The sequence below is a fragment of the Segetibacter sp. genome (assembly GCF_025963695.1).
Lineage (GTDB): Bacteria > Bacteroidota > Bacteroidia > Chitinophagales > Chitinophagaceae > Segetibacter.
The window spans coordinates 1-20,834 of sequence record NZ_JAOQAH010000010.1; the positions used below are offsets into that span (position 1 = coordinate 1).

General features: G+C 39.4%; 19 protein-coding genes and 1 pseudogene. 7 read left to right on the top strand and 13 right to left on the bottom strand.

The window, feature by feature from the left end; all coding sequences use genetic code 11:
• On the bottom strand, window positions 1–268 hold a 268-nt coding region (locus tag JWR87_RS00655), incomplete at its 3' end, for a DUF898 family protein (RefSeq protein ID WP_297814578.1).
• A 123-nt stretch (window positions 269–391) separates the two neighbouring features.
• On the opposite strand from JWR87_RS00655, the pseudogene trxA reads away from it, so the two are divergent.
• Window positions 392–784: pseudogene (trxA, locus tag JWR87_RS00660) on the top strand (thioredoxin); the annotation flags it as partial.
• 418 nt (window positions 785–1,202) lie between these two features.
• Here trxA and JWR87_RS00665 read toward each other — a convergent pair.
• Together JWR87_RS00665 and JWR87_RS00670 are read right to left on the bottom strand one after the other, a co-directional pair.
• Window positions 1,203–1,619, bottom strand: a complete 417-nt coding sequence (locus tag JWR87_RS00665; protein ID WP_297814579.1) for a hypothetical protein — start codon at window positions 1,617–1,619, stop codon at window positions 1,203–1,205.
• A gap of 347 nt (window positions 1,620–1,966) precedes the next feature.
• A complete protein-coding gene (locus JWR87_RS00670) occupies window positions 1,967–2,689 on the bottom strand; it encodes a DUF92 domain-containing protein (protein ID WP_297814580.1) in 723 nt (240 codons plus the stop codon).
• A 154-nt stretch (window positions 2,690–2,843) separates the two neighbouring features.
• Between JWR87_RS00670 and JWR87_RS00675 the strand changes: the two genes are divergently transcribed.
• Window positions 2,844–4,190 carry an amino acid permease gene (locus JWR87_RS00675; protein ID WP_297814581.1) on the top strand — a complete coding sequence of 449 codons (1,347 nt, stop codon included), beginning with the start codon at window positions 2,844–2,846 and terminating at the stop codon, window positions 4,188–4,190.
• A gap of 364 nt (window positions 4,191–4,554) precedes the next feature.
• Here JWR87_RS00675 and JWR87_RS00680 read toward each other — a convergent pair whose 3' ends face one another.
• From JWR87_RS00680 to ssb, 4 genes are all read right to left on the bottom strand, one after another.
• Window positions 4,555–5,811 (bottom strand): pyridoxal phosphate-dependent aminotransferase family protein, encoded by a 1,257-nt coding sequence (locus JWR87_RS00680; RefSeq protein ID WP_297814582.1) that lies wholly within the window; start codon window positions 5,809–5,811, stop codon window positions 4,555–4,557.
• Between the two features lie 258 nt (window positions 5,812–6,069).
• Entirely contained in the window at window positions 6,070–7,152 is a 1,083-nt protein-coding gene (locus JWR87_RS00685; RefSeq protein ID WP_297814583.1) for an Ldh family oxidoreductase, read from the bottom strand.
• 183 nt (window positions 7,153–7,335) lie between these two features.
• Window positions 7,336–9,540 carry a GH92 family glycosyl hydrolase gene (locus JWR87_RS00690; protein ID WP_297814584.1) on the bottom strand — a complete coding sequence of 735 codons (2,205 nt, stop codon included), beginning with the start codon at window positions 9,538–9,540 and terminating at the stop codon, window positions 7,336–7,338.
• Between the two features lie 91 nt (window positions 9,541–9,631).
• On the bottom strand, window positions 9,632–10,099 hold the full coding sequence (gene ssb / locus JWR87_RS00695; RefSeq protein WP_297814586.1) for a single-stranded DNA-binding protein: 468 nt from the start codon (window positions 10,097–10,099) through the stop codon (window positions 9,632–9,634).
• 648 nt (window positions 10,100–10,747) lie between these two features.
• On the opposite strand from ssb, the gene JWR87_RS00700 reads away from it, so the two are divergent.
• The 3 genes from JWR87_RS00700 to JWR87_RS00710 all read left to right on the top strand — a co-directional run bounded on the left by JWR87_RS00700 (window position 10,748) and on the right by JWR87_RS00710 (window position 13,549).
• Window positions 10,748–11,392 carry a hypothetical protein gene (locus tag JWR87_RS00700; protein ID WP_297814588.1) on the top strand — a complete coding sequence of 215 codons (645 nt, stop codon included), beginning with the start codon at window positions 10,748–10,750 and terminating at the stop codon, window positions 11,390–11,392.
• Between the two features lie 125 nt (window positions 11,393–11,517).
• Window positions 11,518–12,690: a pseudouridine synthase gene (locus JWR87_RS00705; protein ID WP_297814589.1), complete on the top strand. Its 1,173-nt coding sequence runs from the start codon at window positions 11,518–11,520 to the stop codon at window positions 12,688–12,690.
• A gap of 136 nt (window positions 12,691–12,826) precedes the next feature.
• Entirely contained in the window at window positions 12,827–13,549 is a 723-nt protein-coding gene (locus tag JWR87_RS00710) for an RluA family pseudouridine synthase (protein WP_297814591.1), read from the top strand.
• A gap of 127 nt (window positions 13,550–13,676) precedes the next feature.
• Here JWR87_RS00710 and JWR87_RS00715 read toward each other — a convergent pair whose 3' ends face one another.
• The 4 genes from JWR87_RS00715 to JWR87_RS00730 form a co-directional block, all read right to left on the bottom strand.
• Window positions 13,677–14,951, bottom strand: a complete 1,275-nt coding sequence (locus JWR87_RS00715) for an amidohydrolase family protein (RefSeq protein ID WP_297814593.1) — start codon at window positions 14,949–14,951, stop codon at window positions 13,677–13,679.
• A 147-nt stretch (window positions 14,952–15,098) separates the two neighbouring features.
• Window positions 15,099–15,734, bottom strand: a complete 636-nt coding sequence (locus JWR87_RS00720; RefSeq protein WP_297814595.1) for a peroxiredoxin — start codon at window positions 15,732–15,734, stop codon at window positions 15,099–15,101.
• A 178-nt stretch (window positions 15,735–15,912) separates the two neighbouring features.
• A complete protein-coding gene (dinB, locus tag JWR87_RS00725) occupies window positions 15,913–17,061 on the bottom strand; it encodes a DNA polymerase IV (protein ID WP_297814596.1) in 1,149 nt (382 codons plus the stop codon).
• A 75-nt stretch (window positions 17,062–17,136) separates the two neighbouring features.
• Window positions 17,137–18,171, bottom strand: a complete 1,035-nt coding sequence (locus JWR87_RS00730) for an acyltransferase (protein ID WP_297814597.1) — start codon at window positions 18,169–18,171, stop codon at window positions 17,137–17,139.
• A gap of 107 nt (window positions 18,172–18,278) precedes the next feature.
• On the opposite strand from JWR87_RS00730, the gene JWR87_RS00735 reads away from it, so the two are divergent.
• The gene (locus JWR87_RS00735) at window positions 18,279–18,473 is read left to right on the top strand and encodes a hypothetical protein (RefSeq protein ID WP_297814598.1); all 195 of its coding nucleotides are present in this window, start codon (window positions 18,279–18,281) and stop codon (window positions 18,471–18,473) included.
• A gap of 101 nt (window positions 18,474–18,574) precedes the next feature.
• Here JWR87_RS00735 and rimM read toward each other — a convergent pair whose 3' ends face one another.
• Window positions 18,575–19,099: a ribosome maturation factor RimM gene (gene rimM, locus JWR87_RS00740; RefSeq protein WP_297814599.1), complete on the bottom strand. Its 525-nt coding sequence runs from the start codon at window positions 19,097–19,099 to the stop codon at window positions 18,575–18,577.
• Between the two features lie 177 nt (window positions 19,100–19,276).
• Window positions 19,277–19,720, bottom strand: coding sequence for a 30S ribosomal protein S16 (gene rpsP / locus JWR87_RS00745; RefSeq protein ID WP_297814600.1), 444 nt, complete (start codon window positions 19,718–19,720; stop codon window positions 19,277–19,279).
• Window positions 19,721–19,963: 243 nt separating this feature from the next.
• Between rpsP and JWR87_RS00750 the strand changes: the two genes are divergently transcribed.
• A partial coding sequence (locus JWR87_RS00750) for a lytic transglycosylase domain-containing protein (protein WP_297814602.1) occupies window positions 19,964–20,834 on the top strand: 871 nt, incomplete at its 3' end.

Genomic DNA, 20,834 nt, shown 5'->3' on the forward strand with positions numbered 1-20,834 from the left:
TATTTACCAAAAAATCAAACTGGTCTTTTTGCCACCAAAACATGTAAATGCCCAATGTAAGGATGGTTAAAACATATCCTTTTACATTGAGCCAAAAATAATCGTTGCCTTCTCCTGTATAAACAAAGCGGGCATTACCTGCACTAATGTTTGATAAGATGTAACGGCGAATATTTATAGTAAACCATGCACCATAAGCGTGATGGTAAGTTATAGAGCGGGTTCTCACCCATGTTGAATTCTTTAACATGGGTGAAGTGAGTGACACAACAATGTTTAATTTTATTGGGGTGTTTGTACCAAAAGTTCTTTGGCATTATTCTTTTATTATCCATGGCATTGTGTTTGCCAAAAACTGTATGGTTACCCATAATTTTTACTACAAAAAAGCAAACAAATGCCTACTAAACATTTAACCAAGCAAACATTTATTGAGGAGGTTTTTGATTACCAGAATAACGAAGAATGGAAGTATAAGGGTAAGTTACCTGCCATAATAGATTTTTACGCAGAATGGTGCGGGCCTTGTAAAGCTGTTGCCCCTACCCTAGAGCAGTTGTCTGAAGAGTATGATAACAAGGTAGAGATTTACAAGATAGACACTGACAAGGAACCTGAGCTGTCGGAATTGTTCGGTATTCAAAGTATTCCTACTTTCCTTTTTATACCTGTAAACGGCGCACCTATGGTTCAACGGGGTGCATTGCCAAAAAATGCATTTAAGCAGGTAATAGATGATCGGTTATTAAAAGAGAAAACAACAGAAGATATGCCTACGACATAAAAAATAGACTTAGCCCCCGGGGGGGAAGCACAATAATTTAGGGATAATATTAGTTATTAAAATAAAAATTAAATCTTAAACGATATTTCCTTTTTAACAGTTTCGTCCGGTATTTCTCACTAATTTACACGCACTCTTAATTAGCTAGGGGTAAAATAAAATTAGATTCTCAACCTTTAAACGTATTATATGAGTGTGAAAGATGTTCTATCAATTCTTTTCGGCTTAAAACAGCCAGAATTGATACCAATTCCGGTAGAAAACAATCAACAGAAACGATAATTATCTAAATTTTTGTTGCATAAAAAAATAAGCCTCGCATTCGCGTGGCTTATTTTTTTATATCTACTGTACGTAGCACGTTTTTGAATAAAACCGGTAACATTTTCGTTCTTACAATTACCGTTTTACATCATTCCTAATCTACTTTAGTTACAACTACACTTTCAACAAGTTGCCTTACATTCTCGATTTTAAAAACTTGTGTTTGTTTTAAAGTCCTCGAAAATAGAATCATTTTAATAGTTGTGCTACCATGTTCACTAATATCAAACTGGAACTTTTTCGAAAAATTTACTTCACTGAACTTGTCATTGTACAGCACGTTTCCCACCTCATCTTCAAGTTTTAGAAATACATCTTCTTTCTGAAGATTTTCTATATCTAATTGAAAGATTGGCTGATCCTTAAGTTGACCTACATACTTAAATCCGTAGTTAGCACTTTTCGCCGGTTTGTCTTCTGCTGCTTTTGCAACATTGATAAATAATCCAGACATCAGGATTACGATTGTAAAAATCGACTTCATACCGCTGCTTGTGATTTTCTTTTTCATGTTTTTCTATTTTAAGTTATTAAAAAAAATTTGGTGGCAGCAATCTGGATGGAAGCAATGTTTACGCAGGCAATGTCAGAAGAAATTTCAGAGGGTAGATTAGGATAAAGAGCAGAGCTTCATCAGAAATAATCTGAAGCAAATGTAAAGGCAGTATTTTGATGAATTACAACATGTTCGATAAGAAGTAAGTATGGCAAGGAATGATTTAAGAGATTGAAAGCCTTTCTACAACAGCCTTTCAACATTTTTATTTAATCATGTCCAAGCAACATTTGAAGCAATATCAATTGCAATAAAAGTGCGTTTTACGAAGGATGTTATAAACAAAAGCAGTCTTACAAACACTAACTAATGTTCGTTAAAAGCATAAGACATAAGCCTGCTAATGCAGCTATTGCAGTATTTAGAAAGTTAACAGCATTATTATTGAAATGATGCTTCCGCTCCACGGTGGCACCTAAAACAGAGTCAACCAAATTACCTACGGTACCGGCAATAACAATGAGAAAAAATTGAATACTAAAACCAAGGCTTATAGAGAAAACAAGGGCTATACAAATACTTCCCAAAACTCCCAGCATGGTTCCTTCGAAACTCACTACTCCATCTAATCCTCTTGTATCTTTTTTGAAAGTAATGATGTTATAAAATTTCTTTCCGTACAAAACGCCCAGTTCAGAAGATAAAGTGTCGGCAGCTGCCGAAGCAAAACTTGCTGCCATCATAATCCTACAAAAAATCATTAGATCTGGAAGCGTAATTGCTAACAAACCAAGTATTGCGGCAACACCTGCATTTGCTATTACCTGCCCTGCTTTGCGTTGGCCTTTATCATTTTCAGCTAATCCCAAACGCTGCTTCTTTCTCATTCCCCATGATGTTGCAATCGTTCCTAAAAGAAAGAAAACAGCCAGCATAGTTACTCCAGTAAATCCAGCCCCTGCAAATATTAGCAGCCCTACTATAAAACCTGTTAATCCTGCCGTAGCTGTTAGTTTACCTGTGCGTACGCTTAAAACTGCTACAACAGCAAGAATAGAAACAGCCAGCCAATAATTAGAAAACATGTTCGTAATGTAAAGACTTTTATGTGCATTTGATTAAGACGTTTTGCTTCGCTCTCTCAACTATAACTCAAGTTCGTCCTTGTACTTATTTACCAAATTCGTCAATTCTTCTTTGCACCTTTGCAACACAAAATTGGCAAAACAAATATAACTAATGGCGGCACCTGTATTAGAAAGACGGCTTGGTCTTGTACAAGCAACAGCTATTAACATGATTGACATGGTTGGGATTGGTCCTTTCATCACTTTGCCAATGGTTATAGGAATGATGAACGGACCATGGTTTTTATATGCATGGGTAGCAGGAGCCGTTCTTTCGTTTGTCGACGCGATGATTTGGAGTGAACTGGGTACAGCATTTCCAAGAGCTGGTGGTAGCTATAACTTTTTAAAGGAGGCATATGGAGCGAATGGCGCGGGCAGAATGATGAGCTTTTTGTTTGTATGGCAAACTATGATACAGGCACCTCTTGTTATTGCATCGGCAGCTATCGGTTTTGCCTCTTATTTTTCTTACCTCGTTCCACTAACATCAATACAAAGCAAATTATTAAGCGGTGGAGTAGTTATTTTAATTGTCGTGCTATTGTATAGAAAAATTGATGCAATAGGTAAAATCAGCATCTTTCTTTGGGCTGGTGTTATTGTTACCTTGTTTTGGATTATCGGCGCTGGCATTGCTCACGGAAATTTTGCTTCACCTATTCAACATATAAACGATGGCCTCACCATCAACTTTGCATTTGTATCAGCAATAGGTTTTGCCAGTGTAAAATCTGTTTATAGTTATTTGGGATACTACAACGTTTGTCATCTTGGTGGAGAAATCACGAACCCCTCTAAAAATATTCCCCGAAGTATGTTTTTGTCAATTGCAGGAATTGCAGTTTTGTACCTGTTGATGAATATAAGCGTGGTAAGTGTAATACCTTGGCAACAAGCAAAAGAAAGTGAGTTTGTACTAAGTCTTTTTATGAAAGAACTTGCAGGAAGTACAGCAGCTAAAATTATTACCTGTCTTATTTTATGGGTTGCCTTTGCGTCCGTTTTTTCTGCTACCCTTGGTTATAGCCGTATTCCCTATGCAGCGGCGGCAGATGGCGCCTTTTTTAAAGTATTTGCCAAAGTGCATCCAACCAAACACTTTCCTTATGTTTCATTGCTAGTGCTGGGAAGTATTGCTTTTATTTTCAGTTTGCTATTTAGGCTTAGCGAAGTTATTAGTGCCATTCTTGCCATGCGTATTTTGATTCAGTTTATCGGGCAGGCAATAGGTTTATTATTATTAAGAAAAGCACGACCTAAAAGCGATTTTCCTTATAAAATGCCTTTGTTTCCGGTACCCGTATATGTTGCAATTGCCATCTGGTTATTTATACTGTACAAAACAGGGTTCGAGATGGCATCGTATGGACTAATTGTAATTGCATTAGGAGTAGTCGTATTTTTTATAAAGGCCAGGGTAAATAAAGAATGGCCTTTTTATAAAAATATCAGCTAATTATCCAGTAGTAAATGAACCCTAAGCACAAGAAGAGCTGGATAATCCAAAGCCAATAATTTTTTGTAACAAAGAGCTTTAAGAGGATATCCATCACCACGAACAGAAAAAGAAAAAGCAGTAATCGCAATAACAACGGCTGCCGCCATTCGTCTGGTCCACCTCTTTGGAATATGAGTTGATAGAGAAATAAAAAAGCGGTTATAATAGAAAGTATTACGAAAGGTGACGTTCTTACCCCCCGCCCTAAAGGGGGCTTTAGCCTCCGCGATACTGAATTGCGTAAACCTACGAACCAATACCCTGGGTATTTCATAAGTCTGCTTTGATTTGTATTTTCTCTCTCCACCCCTTAGGGCCGGGGTCAAATCGCTTCAGCCATATCAGGTATTTTCTCTGCTTTATATGCCCCGGAGTCAAGTTTCTTTTTTGTTTCCTCAAAGGCTTTCAATGTAAGATCAATATCTTCTTCACTGTGCGATGCTGTCGGAATTATTCTGTAAATGATCTCACCTCTCGGAATAACAGGATACACTACTATGGAGCAAAAAATGTGATAATTCTCGCGAAGATCCATCACCATCGATGTTGCTTCCGGCAGCTCACCTTTCATATAAATTGGTGTAACGGGCGAATTGGTGTTACCTATATCAAAACCTCTGGCTTTTAAACCCTCTTGTAACCGGCCTACATTGTACCAAAGCTTTTCACGAAGTTCAGGCATGGTCTTCACCATTTCCATTCGGTGAAGCATCCCCTCAACAATCAACAGCGGAAGGCTTTTTGCGAAAATTTGGCTACGGGTATTATAACGCAAATACTTAAGCACATTTTTAGGGCCGCTAATAAAAGCACCGATACTTCCCATGCTCTTTACAAAAGTTGAAAAATATAAATCCACTCCTTCTGTGCATCCTTGTGCCGAATCTGCACCTGCACCGTTGGGCCCCATATATCCAAATCCGTGTGCATCATCAATCAAAATTCTGAACTCATATTTATCCTTCAGTTCAACAATTTCCTTTAGTTTGCCCTGCTCTCCATCCATACCAAAAACACCCTCAGTTATAAGCAAAATGCCGCCACCATTTCTATTGGCAATTTCTGTAGCACGTTGAAGCTGTTTTTCGCAATCAGCAATATCGTTGTGTTTAAATGCATACCTCTGACCCACATGCAATCTTACCCCGTCAACAATACAAGCATGCGCTTGTGCATCATATACAATTACATCTCTGCGATTAACCAGTGCATCAATACAGCTCATTATTCCCTGGTATCCAAAGTTTAAAAGCATTGTATCTTCACGATCAACAAATGCACTAATCACTTTCTCCAGCTGATCGTGTTTTGCTGTATTTCCGCTCATCATTCTCGCGCCCATCGGGTTTCCCATTCCATACATCGCTGCTGCTTCCGCATCTACCCTTCTCACTTCAGCATGGTTAACCAATCCTAAATAATTGTTCAGGCTCCACACAATCATTTCCTTACCTCTGAAAGTCATTCTTGGCCCAAGTTCACCTTCCAGTTTCGGAAAAGCAAAATACCCGTGGGCCCTATCCATATGCTGACCAAGAGGCCCTCCATTCTTTACAAGCTTCGCAAAAACATCTGCCATTCTATTTAATATTATGTGTTTTTATTTTGGTGCCCGCACTTGTAATTCTATTAAACATCGTTGTGTCACTCCCTTGTACGAAATTTGGTAATGCAACAATGAAAACAGTTTAAAATCAGCACTAAAAAGTCGGGCAAAGGTAATACAATGACGGTAAAAAGAGAGTAGGATAAATCCTTCGATTAAGAGCCTTTGCTGGCTTACACTTTTTACAAAAAAGAACACAGTAATTTAAAGACCGTTTAAAAAAGCTCCCCGTTAGTGCGGAAAAGAAATTCCCATTTTTTCTCCAACCCCTATCAAGTCAGCTACCACAGACTCAAATAACGGTATTCCTTCTTTTCTCCTGGTTGTTTCCATTTCACGCTCCGGATCTCCCGGTATTAAAACTTTTTCATGTCCAGGTGCAGGCTTTGCTGTTTTAAATCTTCTTATCCAATTATCCATATGGTCTGTAAATTCTGTTGCTGGCCTAAACGCATCAACACGCATCGCACCAAGAAAATGTCCGAGACCTTCCCCCGGCATGTTTTGTGGCATTGGTACATATGCAGGAAAAGGTGGTGCCCAGGGACCATAACTGGCGCCACTTAACACAGCAGAAAAAATATCAACAATACTTCCCAAAGCGTAGCCTTTATGACTTCCATGCTCCCTATCGCCACCTAATGGCAACATTGCACCGCCCTCTTTTAGTGCACTTGCATTTGTTGTTGCTTGTCCATTTGCATCCTGCACCCAACCTTCCGGTGCTTCCTGGTCTTTTCGTTGCAAAATTTCGAGCTTACCATTTGAAGCTGTTGTTGTAGCAAAATCAGCTACAAAAGCCGGTTCGTTATTAGCAGGAATGGCCACGGCGATCGGGTTAGTGCCAAGCATTCGCTCAATAGAAAAAGTTGGGGCTACAAGCGCACTGGCGTTTGTCATAGCCATTCCAATCATATTATGATCCAGTGCCATCATTGCATGAAATCCTGCAATGCCAAAGTGATTACTGTTCTTAACACTTACCCATCCTGTGCCCACTTTTTTGGCCTTTTCTATAGCTACCTGCATGGCAAAAGGTGCTACCACCAATCCCAGCCCGGCATCACCATCAACGACTGCTGTCGAAGGCGTTTCATACACGACCTTTAGGTTTGGTTTTGCGTTTATTCTCTTAGCTTCCCACAGCCTAACATATCCACTTAACCGGGCTACACCATGACTGTCTACCCCGCGCAGATCTGCTGATAATAAAACTTGTGTGGCCAAGGTTGCATGTTCTGTATTGCAACCCATTTGTAGAAAAACCTGGAGGACAAAATTGAATAAGTTGTCGTAAGCCAACGTCTGTGACATAGATGGTTGAGATGTTTATTTAACCCGTAAATTCAAATAGAAGAGCTTTAACCACCTCGTCCGCTATTGTTGACGATGTGTTATCGGTGAAAAGTTGAATAAAGAATTGTAAGTAAAAGTGAGTGACACAACGATGTTGAATGTAGGCACAGTGCCTTGGCCCAAAAAACAACTCTAAAACGCTTACTTGCTTAAAGACATACTTTTGGGCACATCTGCTATTTGAGCTCCAAAAAGTTTGTTTGGCCGCGCGCCCATTCTGATAGTTAATATCCCTCCAACCAAAATGTCATGATGACTTATAAAACTCTTAGAATAAGGCTTGCCGTTTAATGTGATGGATTGTATGTACACGTTTTCTTTGCTGTTGTCTAAAACCTTGATTTGAAAAGTACTTCCCGAAGGCAGTACAATAACTGCCTGGTCAACCAGGGGGCTACCAAAAACATACTCACCACTTACAGGATTTACGGGGTAAAAACCTAAAGCACTGAAAACGTACCATGCACTCATTTGACCACAATCTTCATTACCCGACAATCCATCGGGTTTGTTGTCGTAAAACCTGGTCATGATCTCCCTAACCTTTTCGGCTGACTTCCATTGCTTTTGCAGGTAAGCATATATGTAAGCGATGTGATGGCTGGGTTCGTTACCGTGTGCATATTGGCCCCAGAGGCCGGAAACATCAGGAGGTGTATCGCCTGTTTGTTTACTGGAAATTGTAAACAGAGAGTCTATTTTATTTTCAAGGCCGTCGGGCGTTGAGTAACTGTTTTTCAGTCCTTCAAGATCGTGAGGCACAAAAAAACTGTGCTGCCATGCATTGCCTTCAGTGTAAGGACCGCCGCCAGCAAAGGGATCAAAAGGCGTTACAAAATTGCCGTTGGTGTTTTTTGCCCTCAAAAAGCCTGTGCCTGGGTCAAACACATTTTTCCAATAGGTTGCCCTTTTTGCTAAAGATGCTGTATCTGCATACTTCTTTAATTTTTTCGCTACTTGCAACATACACCAATCATCGTAAGCATATTCAGCGGTGATGGTAACACTTTGCCCCATTTTATCTGCCGGTACAAATCCAAAATTCCTGTACATCTCGGTTCCCCTGATGTTTTGCATCACACTTTTTCGCATTGCCTTATAGGCTCTTTCATAGTCGAACCCACGAATGTTTTTCATTATTGCATCCGCCACCACAGGCACTGCGTGATAACCTGTCATCGTATTGGTTTCATTGAAGTGCAAATCCCAGACAGGGAGGTAGCCGTACTGGTCATAAAATGAGAGAAAGCTGTTGACAATGGAAGGAACCATTTCGGTCTGCGTGATTGTTAGCAATGGATTTTGAGCGCGAAAAGTATCCCAAAGGGAGCTGGTGGTTAAAATCATTTTTCCATTATACACTTCGCCTTTTACGCCTTTATAATTTCCAAACCTGTCACTAAATATTGTTGGGGCAAGATAAGTGTGATAAAGCGCTGTATAGAAAATCTGCTTCACCTTTTTATCGTCGGTACTAATTTGCACTTTTCTGAGCTCTCTTTCCCACAAATCAGACGCACCTCTTTTTGCCATATTGAAATCCCAGGTCCGTATCTCATTCATGCTTTCGACCGCCCCTTCTACGTCAGCATAACTAATACCTACTTTCATCATGATAGCTTCACCTGACTTAGTATCAAAATTTAAAAAAGCCAGAATATCCTTGCCAGTGTTCTCAGTTGTCTCTTGTTGCTTCTTATCAACAAATACGGTAGTACTCTTTACAGGCTTACTTAACCTGACCGCAAAGTATACTTTTTGAATTTTAGCCCAGCCGGTAGAAAATCTATAACCAACAAAAGTACTGTCGTCCACTTTTCTCCAATAGCTTTCGGTGGTTCTGTCTGTGTTTATGGCAAATCCCAAATCAAATCTTATGGAAGCATTGGTGGTTGCAGGAAAAGCATACCTGTGCATTGCCGCCCGTAGTGATGCAGTCATCTCTGCATATACGTTAAACTTGCGCAACTTAACCCCGTAAAAGCCCGGGCTGGCTCTTTCTTCCTTATGCGAAAAATTACTTGTTACCCTTCCTGTATCGGGTGTGCCAACCATTGGCAAAACAGAAATATCACTTAGATCGCCTACACCAGTACCACTTAAATGAGTATGACTAAAGCCTGCAATAACGGTGTCTGAATAATGATACCCGCTACTCCAGTCCCACCCTTGCGAGCCGTTATCAGGGCCAACCTGCACCATTCCAAAAGGCAGGGTTGCTGCGGGATAGGTGTGACCATGTCCCCCGGTACCAATAAATGGATTAACAAAATCAACCAATCTTTGACCAGAACCTGCAAAAATCATAGAAAACAAAAAACCAATAACGAGGAGAACTCTTTTCATGAATAACTATTAAACGTAGTGCAAATTAAAAGAGGATGGCTCAATAAAGCACCACCCCCTTTTTAAATCCGGTATAATTTAGTATTAGCTGCTAAAACGGAAGATCGTCCATTGGTTCTGTAATGTCGCTGGCAGAGGCTGTTGCTGGTGATGATGATTGATTATAGGAAGGCTGTTGATTATAGGAAGGCTGTTGATTTTGGTAAGCGTTGCCGGCTGGCCCGTCTGTGCCCTGGCTATCATTTCTACCACCTAAGAGCTGAACAGAACTAACACGCAAACTTAAAGACGTGCCTTGAGTACCATCTTTAGTTGTATAGTTGCGAATATCAGGCTGCCCCTCTGCATATACCTGCGTACCTTTTTTTAAATACGGTGCAATACCTGTACGATCTGTCCAATAAGCACACTCAACCCAGATCGTTTTGTCTTTTTGAATTCCTTGTGCATCTTTGAATTTTTCGGTATGTGCCACACTAAAATTGATAACATTTTTACCATTCACATTATTAACAACACCATCTTTTCCGAGGTTTCCAATAACTTGTAGCTTGATCATATAAGTAGTGATTTTTTAAATTGTATCTGGCAAAATAAACAAAAAATGGTTATAATGCTAGTACGAAAAGCGAACCGAGAAATTGCTTTGGCCAATGTTAAGGCATTTGGCATACTAGTAATTTTAGTTGTAAGCCGACTGCTCCTCGCAACTCTTTATCTACATTTTAAATTGGCTCTGTCTTTAAAATCAGGAACAGCCACATATATTTTTTGAGACGCTTACTTTGTTACATTTTTTCACTGGCCTCGCTGAAATAAGATTCTCACGAGGGGGTATAAAAGCAGGCCGAGGTGATTGAAGAAAGTCGTTGCCATTAGATTGAAGGCTGTTTCGTAATTAGGGAGAGCTTTAAAATTTTGGCTTTCGAAACGGATTATGTGCGGGAGAATATATTTAACCGCTTCCTTCCTAATAAACTGTTGAACGTATTGCGACGCAACGATGATGCTATGAAAATCTGCAGCCGGTACAAAAAATAAATTGAACCAAATCTAATAATGTCGCAAAGCAGCGAGATGTACGATGTCATTATTTGGAAGACAGACTATTTTTCTTTTGTTTTTAATTAACACCACACACGTCAGGTCTTTTTAAACTTAGAATATCGGCCTATGTCTACTTATTACAACAAAATAAAAAAGACCCATGAAAAAGATAGTACTCGGCATGATGGCAGTTGCACTAACCTTCACTGCAATAGCACAAAAGGATGGCAGTTCGAACAAAAATAAAAATCACGAAAAAGAGTCTACATACAAGAAGTCTAAAGGGGGCGAAAATTTTGACAAGTTGAATTTAACTGATGCGCAAAAAGCGCAGATGAAAACCATCAACCAAAATTTCAGGCAACAAATGCAGGACTTAAAAAAACAGGGAAATATAACTGTAGATCAACAAACACAAAGGCGTGAAGCTATTGCGAAAGAGCATAGAGCGAAAATACAAGCTATATTAACTCCGGAACAAAGAGACCAGGCAGCTAACTATAAAAAAGATTTCAAAGAAGGTAGAAAAGAAAATGGACGAGACGATAGATTTGAGGAGATTACAAAAGATTTAAATCTTACTCCCGATCAGTCAGCTAAAATGAGTTCTATTAATGCCAGCTTTAGAACCAGCCTTCAAAACATCAGGCAAAACAGCACCCTTGGTGAAAATGAAAAAAGAGAGCAAATGAAGAAACTGATGAAACAACACAGATCAGATATGGAAGCATTGCTAACAAACGATCAGAAAGAACAACTTAAGAGCCGCCAGAAAAACCGCCCTAACCGTTCTGCTGTTAAATAATTAAAAAAAAGTTGCAGATCGAAAGCCCCAAAGTGAAGCAGACCTTATGGTCTGCTTTTTTAATTCTACCTTTACGAGGTACCCTATTTACTGTTGTAAAACAGCAAGCGTTTAAAAAAGCACAAATGCCCGCACGCTCAGACAACTTCCAGAAGTTTGTAAAACAAAAAAAAGGAAGCGCAATTAAAGAAGATATTAAGCAGCAAAAAAGAAAAGAGAAAAAAGAAAAAGCTGCAGCAATCGAAGCACATTTCGAAAGAAAAAGAGCAGAAAGACAGCAAAGGCAACAAACTCCTGCTCCTGCTGCTCCGTCAAAAACAGGCCGCCCTAATAAATATCCAAAAAAAGAAGTTGAAGGTACTGTTACAAAGCTAGTAACCGATGCTCCGTTAAAAACAGGACGACCTAATAAATATCCCCAAAAAGTAGCAGAAGGTTCTGCAACAAAACCCGTAGCAGCGCCGGCCGAAACGGTGAAACCGGCAGCAGCAAAAGCGCCCGGTAAAAAAGCACCTGTAAAAACGGTTGGTACTCAAGGGCATTTTGAAAGGGGCACAACCGATGTAATGCCTCTCAATAAATACATTGCGCACGGTGGCCTTTGCTCCCGTCGTGATGCCGCCGTTTGGGTTAAAGAAGGCAAGGTTACCGTTAATGGTGAACCTGCAACCGATCCGGGAATGAAGGTTGCCCCAACAGACATTATAAAAGTTGGAAACAAAAAGGTTACTCCAAGTAAGAATTTTGTATACATACTGCTAAACAAGCCTAAAGATTATATAACCACGTCAGAAGATCCACAAGGTCGCAAGACCGTACTCGATCTTGTTCGAACTGCAACCGACGAACGGGTTTACCCTGTTGGTCGCTTAGACCGAAATACGTCGGGCGTGTTGTTACTTACCAACGATGGAGATCTTGCTCAAAAGCTTTCGCATCCGAAACACGAAATAAAAAAGGTGTACGAGGTTAGGCTCGACAGAGCTTTGACCAAAGGTGATATGGATAAAATTGCTTCAGGTATTACACTTGAAGATGGTTTTGTTGCTCCCGACGTCATTGCTTATGCCGATGCAAAAGATAAAAGCATTATTGGTGTTGAAATACACAGCGGTCGCAACCGTATCGTTCGGCGTATTTTCGAGCACTTGAAGTACGACGTAAAAGGTCTTGACCGCGTAATGTTTGCTGGTCTTACCAAGAAAGATGTTCAACGTGGCAGGTGGCGTTTGCTAAAAGAAAAAGAGATTCGCCTACTTAAGTTTATGAACCAATCTTTCGTGAAAATTAAGGAGTAGAATTAATTACAATTGATCCTTGTTCTGTCATCTTACAACTATCATCTTTTTGTTGTCACCAGCATTGGTTTTCCATTCATCATCGTTGCGTCGCACACTTGTGCGGCAACAATTCTAATACAATTTTTTACTTCTCATGAAATTTGATATCATTTTTCAAAACGATCATTTTATAGCTATAAACAAACCTGCCGGTCTTTTATCCATTCCCGATCGCTTCGGAAAAGACCCTTCGGTTAAAAGTATATTGCAAGAACAGTTTGGTAAAATTTATACCATTCATCGCCTTGATAAAGACACCAGCGGCTTAATCATTTTTGCTAAAGACGAACTGACACATAAAGACCTTTCACAGAAATTCGAAGGCCGCGAGGTTGAAAAATTCTACGTTGGTTTGGTAAAGGGTACCCTAATGAACAGGGAAGGAACTATAGACGTACCTATAATGGAACATCCCGGTAAAACCACTTTAATGATGGCTAATAAAAAAGGAAGAGCTTCTGTTACTGACTACAAAGTACTTGAAGAATTCGGTCTATACTCGTGGGTTCAGTTTCAAATTCACACTGGTCGTACGCACCAGATAAGGGTACACGCAAAATATACAGGCAATCCAGTGGTATGCGATGAACTATATGGTGATGGACAACCAATATTACTGTCTTCCATAAAAAGAAAGTTTAAACTAAGCAAAGACGAATGGGAAGAAAGGCCGTTATTGAACCGGTTGGGCTTACATTCATTACAGCTAAAATTTACCGATGCCCAAGGTACAAAACACGCGTTGGAAGCACCACTATCAAAAGATTTAAAAGCTTTAATTCAACAGCTCAGGAAGAATGTGAGAACGGCAATCTAAAACGAGTGTCTGAGCACAATTTTGCAGAACTTACGGGATTACAGGAAATAAAAAAGGATTGTGAAGAACGCGGTAATACATTCGCGTTCCTCACAATCCTTCTAATCTTATAAATCCCGGTTCCACACTATTTATTCTTATAAACAACTCCATCTTTCATAACGAAAGTCACCTTCTCCATCACACTTATATCTTTTAAAGGGTCATCATCTACTGCAATTATATCTGCAATTTTTCCTCTTTCTATTGTACCCAGTGCATCAGACATACCTAATAACTCCGCAGCACTGACGGTAGCAGAGCGAATTGCTTCCATAGCCGGCATTCCTCCCTCTACCATATAGAAAAACTCTTTGCCGTTTTTTCCATGCATGAAGACACCTGCGTCCGTTCCGAATGCAATCTTAACCCCGGCTTTGTATGCCCTTGTAAACGTTGCCTGAATTTTCGGTCCAACAGCAAGGGCTTTCGGCGTAACAATATCTGAATAATAACCTGGATTTTTTGCTGAGTCTGCGGTAGATTTTCCTGCTATAATAGTAGGAACGAACCACGTACCATGCTTTTTAAATAAAGCAATAGCTTCATCATCCATAAAAGTGCCATGTTCAATTGATGTTACTCCCGCCCTTATTGCGCGCTTCATTCCTTCTGCACCGTGGGCATGGGCAGCAACCTTAAAGCCATAGTCTTTTGCGGTTTCTACAATTGTCTTTATTTCTTCTTCGGTAAACTGTGCGCCCGACGCATCTTTCGCCTGGCTGAGCACGCCCCCGGTAGCTGTTATTTTAATCAGATCAGACCCATCTTTATACCGTTGGCGTACAGCTTTTCGTGCATCGTCAACACCATTAATAACTCCTTCACCTGGTCCCGGATCCCCCATCAAATTTTTGCGGTAGCCGTTGGTTGGATCAGCATGGCCACCGGTTGTAGCAATGGATTTGCCGGCAGTAAAAATTCTTGGCCCTACAACAGTGCCTTTATGAATAGCATTTCGCAAAGAAACATTTACACCACTACCTCCAAGGTCACGGACAGTTGTAAAGCCAGCCATCAATGTAGCATCTGCATATTTTATAGACTCAAAAGCGATATCCTGTAAATTCATAGTAAACCTGTCGGCTACTGCACCCTTTTTTGTTTCGCTCTCCATATGCACGTGCATGTCCATTAGCCCGGGCATTACGTACTTACCTTTTAAATCAATCACTTTAGCGCCTTCAGTTACAAACCCGTTCCGAATCTCAGTTATTTTATTTCCCTCAACTATAACTGAAACATTTTCGAGTACTTTTTTATCTTTTACATCTATCAGTTTTCCACAATGCAAAACTGTCCGTTGCGCAAATAAATTAAGAGACAGGACTGTAAGTAAAACAAAAACACAGGTTCTTCTCATGTTAGATGGTTTGCTGTAAGGTAAATAATAGAACCGGATTTCATGATTTTACCGGTTGGAAAGAAATAAAAAAGGATTGTGAAGAACGGTAATACCATTTCTTACAATCCTTTTAATCTTATAAAAATCCCGGTTCAGATGTTCTTATTACTTATTCGGCTGTGGAGTATACCTTAAATAAGGTTTTACAACATTCACTCCTTTGGGGAATTTCTTAATGGCATCTTCGGTACTAACTGAAGGTACCACAATCACATCCTGCCCTTCTTCCCAATCAGCAGGAGTTGCAACACTGTAATTGGCTGTCAGTTGCAGGCTATCAATTACACGAATAACTTCAAAAAAGTTACGGCCTGTACTTGCAGGGTAAGTGATAAATAACTTCAATTTTTTATCCGGACCAATAATGAATAATGAGCGCACAGTTGCAGTCATTGATGCATTGGGATGTATCATGTCATATAATTCTGCAACCTTCCTGTCTTCATCGGCAATGATTGGGAAATCAACAGTTACATTTTGTGTTTCGTTGATATCGTTTACCCATCCATGGTGCTTGTCAACAGGGTCAACACTAAGCGCCATTACTTTTACATTTCTCTTTGCAAATTCATCCTTCAGAGCAGCTGTTCTACCCAATTCAGTTGTACAAACCGGAGTGTAATCAGCAGGGTGAGAAAATAACACACCCCAGCTATCACCCAGGTATTCATAAAAGTCTATGTGACCAATGGTTGTATTAGCTTGAAAATTTGGCACTTCATCTCCTAAGTGTAAACTCATAGTAAAAAGATTTTTGGTTTAAAGGTAAACGAAGGTAAGGAATATCCCACTAAATTAATAGAGTAACCCTTTTTTGAAAGTTATTTTTTAACTAGAAATTTCTACTGAAGAAAATGCGGGTTTGACGACAATGTAGACCAAGATAAATCAAGGCAAAAAGGGATACCGAAACAAGAATTTATACAGTTCTTGCCTTTTTCAAAGCAGCTTTTCCAAACTTATTTTTCACCTCATCTATTGCTTTGTACAGTTTGTTCTTCCTTGCTATATCGTCAAACAAACTTGCCTGTACTGCATGATTAGTAAGTTCGCTCAATCGCACACCTAATAATCTAACAGGAGTACCTGCCTTGTATAATTTCGAAAACAAGTCTTTAGCGATATAAATAAGTTCATCATCTCTATTTGTGTAATCTATGGCTACCTGCCTATTGAAAGTACTAAAGTCACCGTAACGAATTTTAACCGCTATACACCCTGCTAGCTTTTCATCCTGCCTAACTTCATAGGCGACCTTTTCTGTCATCCTAACCAGCTCTTTTAATAAATAGGATATATTAGCATTATTTTCCTGGAAAGTATTTTCGGTTGAAATGGATTTAGCTTCATGATAAGCGGTTACCTCACCTACATGTATCCCCTGCGACTTATTCCACAATTCAACTCCATAATTACCCAGTTTACACTCCAGCTTTTTTAGATCAAACTTGCTAATATCTTTTATAGTTTGTATACCCAGTGCCAGTAAAGCTTGATACGTGTGCTCTCCTACTCCTGGTATTTTGTTCACCTTCAGCGGTGCCAAAAATTCTTTTTCAAACCCGGGAGCCACTTGTATATACCCATTCGGTTTTGCTTCATCAGTGGCAATTTTTGCTACCATTTTGTTGCTGGCCAAAGCGAAAGAAATGGGCAAAGCAGTTTTATCAATGATTTCCTGTCGCAAGTCAATTGTCCATTTATAGGGATCAAAATATTTATCCATCCCTGTTAAATCCAGATAAAATTCATCAATAGAAGCCTTTTCAAAAAGCGGCGCCTTTGACGCAATTATTTCTGTTACCATTCTTGAATACTTGCTGTAATCGCCCCTGTTGCCGCTTAATACAATGGCATGCGGACATAGCTTTAAAGCTTTCTTCATTGGCATAGCGCTATGTATTCCAAATTTTCGCGCTTCATAGCTGCATGCCGCTACAACACCCCGTTCACTATGTCCCCCAACCAATACGGCTTTACCTTTTAGTGAAGTATCTTTTAAAACCTCAACAGAAACAAAAAAGCTGTCAAGGTCAAAGTGGGCAATATAGCGCTGCTGCTTTTGCATGTATAATAATAAAGGTAGAAAAGACGAATGAAATTGTCAGCTTGTTATATTGTTACGCCTGATAAGATGGACACCTCACCGGCGCAAAGCCTTCTTTCTAACGAATGGGCTCTCAATAAAAATCCATGATAAAAAGCCAAGTATTGTAGCAAGTAAAGCCGAAATGGCAACATGAAGCCAAACGTTAATTGAGTAACCAAAATAAGAGATCACTAGCTGTTGAATTGGAAAAGCATATAAGTAAATACCGTAAGAAAGATTATACCCTTCTATATTGATCACTGCTTTCGATGTACCGACGATAATAAAGCAATAAGCGAAAAAAATAGAAATGGTAATTGCCTCCGCAAAAGTATAAACAGTTGCTAAAGCGATAGCCATTAAAATATTTGCATAAAACCACTTAAAACGAATTTTATCTTTAAAAACATATAGAAGTGAGCCGAGATAGAAATAAGTTCCAAAGGTAAATAGGATCTCCAGGTCAAGCCCCTTTATATGGTAATTGTTTATAGCCGTTAGGTATACTCTTAAAGCCTCAAACAAAACAAAGCACGATAAGTATAACCATTTACGCCATACAATGTGCCAGGCTGCCAAACACAAAACAATGTAACATTCAACGCCAATAAGAATAGTCCAAAGTGATGCATTGACGTTATTATCTTTTAGATTGCTAAACACACCAGGCAGGTAGGGCTGATTGATAATTAGTGTAGAACTTTTAAGAAAATAAGTCCAGGTTGTTTTATTAAACAAATAATCTTTTAGCTCCAGGTTTGTTATCGAGCAGCCTAACAAAATACAAAACAGGTTAGCCACCACAAGGGCAGGAAATATTCTTAAAGCTCTTTTCCATAAATAATGTTTTAGAGAGTCGGAATTGAACAAACTTTGAGTAACCAAAAAACCACTGATAGTAAAAAAGATAGATAAACCAACGCTGCTAAAATTGATGTCCTTTTCGTTATACCACAAAGTGGGTTGTTCAAGTGGTTTTTGAAGAACTGCAAAAGTGTGTGAAATCAAAACAAAGTATGCGGCAAGTAATTTTAGCAGAGTGAAATTATTGCTATTGTCCCCGCTTTTATTAAGATCGGATCTATTCAAAATCTATTTTTTGGATAATAAATATTTGTTTTTCAAATCATCTCCGGTTGTGTCACACTCGTGTACGTCATATTTTTATAGCACGACGCCCGATACAGTAAAAGAAGATGAAAAAATGTCGGCACCTAAAAAATTACACTCACTCAGCAGCCCTTGACAGCAACAAAGTAGTAAGCGAATTTATTAACCAACAGGAGAAAATGCATAGCTACTTAAAAGAAGCACGGAAGGTAAATATTGAAGAAGCGAAGGTGCCTATATCAGTAGCAAAATTCATTAAGATTGGAGATGCTTTCGGTTAATAATAATGCCCAATTATCGCCGGGTAGTGCAGGCAGAAAGGGCGTTAGCCCCAACCCTAAAGGGAGTAGAGCAAGCAGTAGTATGAAAGGCTAAAGCAGGTTCAGGGGTTAGATGCGTAAATATCCAGTAAGCCGTCGGGCAAGCTTACATAAACACGTTTGCTCTTTTTATCAATTTTCTCCAGGCTTTCTTCATGGATAGGAATAAGTGCTTCGTTGCCCTGGTAGATTATTTTACACAGTACTTGCATAGGTTGTTCTATCACCTCTACTATTTCCCCGATTTCTTCTTTGGCGTTTATCATCATATAACCAAGGAGAGAAATAGGTGAAGATTTTGCAGCGTACTTGTCAAAATCTGATTTAAGTAACCAAACTTCCTTTTGGTTTAGTCGCCGTGCGCTTTCTTTTGTATTAAACCCTTCGAGCTTTACGTAAACTTCTTCCTGGTTTTTGGCTGTAGTGCTCTCAACAAAATATGGAAGAAAGGAGTCTTTTCTTTCTTCTATAAATATTGTTTGTAAGCCTTTGAGATCTGTTTTTTTACCAAGTGCATGCTCGAGGACTACTTCACCTGTAAGTCCATGACTGGCAACTATTTTTCCTATGCTAAAATAATCTTTCATTGAAATGGTTGAAGGTGGAAGGTTTAGGGTTACGCTAAGGTTAGAAGGTGAATAACATGTTGCCGATGAACGAAATGCGACGCAACGATGATGCCACAAGAACTAATGCGTGTACTATAAAAAAGTCCCTAACGGAGGTTAGGGACTTAAAAAAAATTGTATTACAACCTTTGTAAATTAAGCTGGTGCATTACCTTCAGCAGGTGCATCGCTACTTCTTTCAACGCGTCTTACTACCGGAGGATTTCTTCTCGCTCTTTGGTTTCTACGGTTTTCTTCAGTACGCTTTTTAACCTGGGCTTCATGCTCTGAATGCCATACCTGGAATTTCTCCATAGCAGTAGCATCGTCGAACAAACCTAGTCCAACACCACGCAAAAGGTGTTTCAGGTACAACACTCCCTTAAAAGAAAGGATTCTACGAACTGTATCAGTTGGTTGTGCACCTTTGTGCAACCAATCTAATGCCTTTTGGCGGTCTAACTGAACGGTAGCTGGTACAGTTAAAGGGTTGTAAGTTCCAATTTTCTGGATAAATTTTCCATCTCTTGGTGCACGGGCGTCGGCTACTACTATAAAGTAGAAAGGACGTTTCTTACTTCCGTGTCTTTGCAGTCTCATTTTTACTGGCATCTTAAATAGAAATTTAAATGCGTTAAACAAAATTATTTACGGATGGCAAATGTAACCCATAGCAGTTAAAGTTCCAAAGGAAAATATGAAGGAACTATTCTCAAGAGGGTTGAATTTGATGAGTAAAATGCGAGGTTGAGGTAATATTTAGGCAAAAATCTGCAGTTTTGTTTAGCATAATTTTAGTACTAAGAAAGGAAGAAGCAACCATCATTTTCAATTTGCCTATTTATGACCGCCAGGAACAAATCAATTATTTATTTCTCTTTAGGGCTTATTGCCGGAGTCTTTATCGTTTTTCAATTTGCCTTCAAAGAAAACAATCAAAAAGCAAAAACTTCACAAAAAGGCGCTGCAGAAGCGGTACCACAAATTTTTGTACCTGGGCTACCGGAGCAAATTTCTTTTGCCGGTGAAAAAGTACCATTGGAACGTTGGGACGTACGAGAAGCATTTGACCGCGAGTTGATTTACAATTACAATGCTCCCGGGCATATGACGTATATATTAAAATTAGCCAAAAGATACTTTCCTGCCATTGAACAAAGGTTGAAAGAAAACGGACTTCCAGACGATTTCAAATATTTATGCGTCGCAGAAAGTAATCTTCAGAACCTGTCTTCCAAAGTAGGGGCAACAGGATTTTGGCAGTTTATGAGTTACACAGGGCCAGGATATAACCTGGAAATAAACGACAATGTAGATCAACGTTTTGATGTGATAAAGTCTACTGATGCTGCATGCAAATACCTTAAACAAGCCTATGCAAAGTTCGGGAATTGGACAGCGGCCGCTGCATCTTACAATTGTGGAATGGGCCGCTATAACGATCTGTCAACTTTTCAACAGACTAAATATTACTATGACGTTCAGTTGCCTGATGAAACCAACAAATACATTTTCAGGATTCTTACATTTAAATATCTCATGGGAAACTCAAAGGAGTTGGGTTTTATGGTGGATGACGATAACGGATACCAACCAATTGAAACTCGGTCTGTGACTGTTTCGTCCACCATTCCTAATCTTGCTACCTGGGCTTTACAAAATGGCACCAATTACAAGATGTTAAAACTTTTAAACCCGTGGATGCGGGATCGTT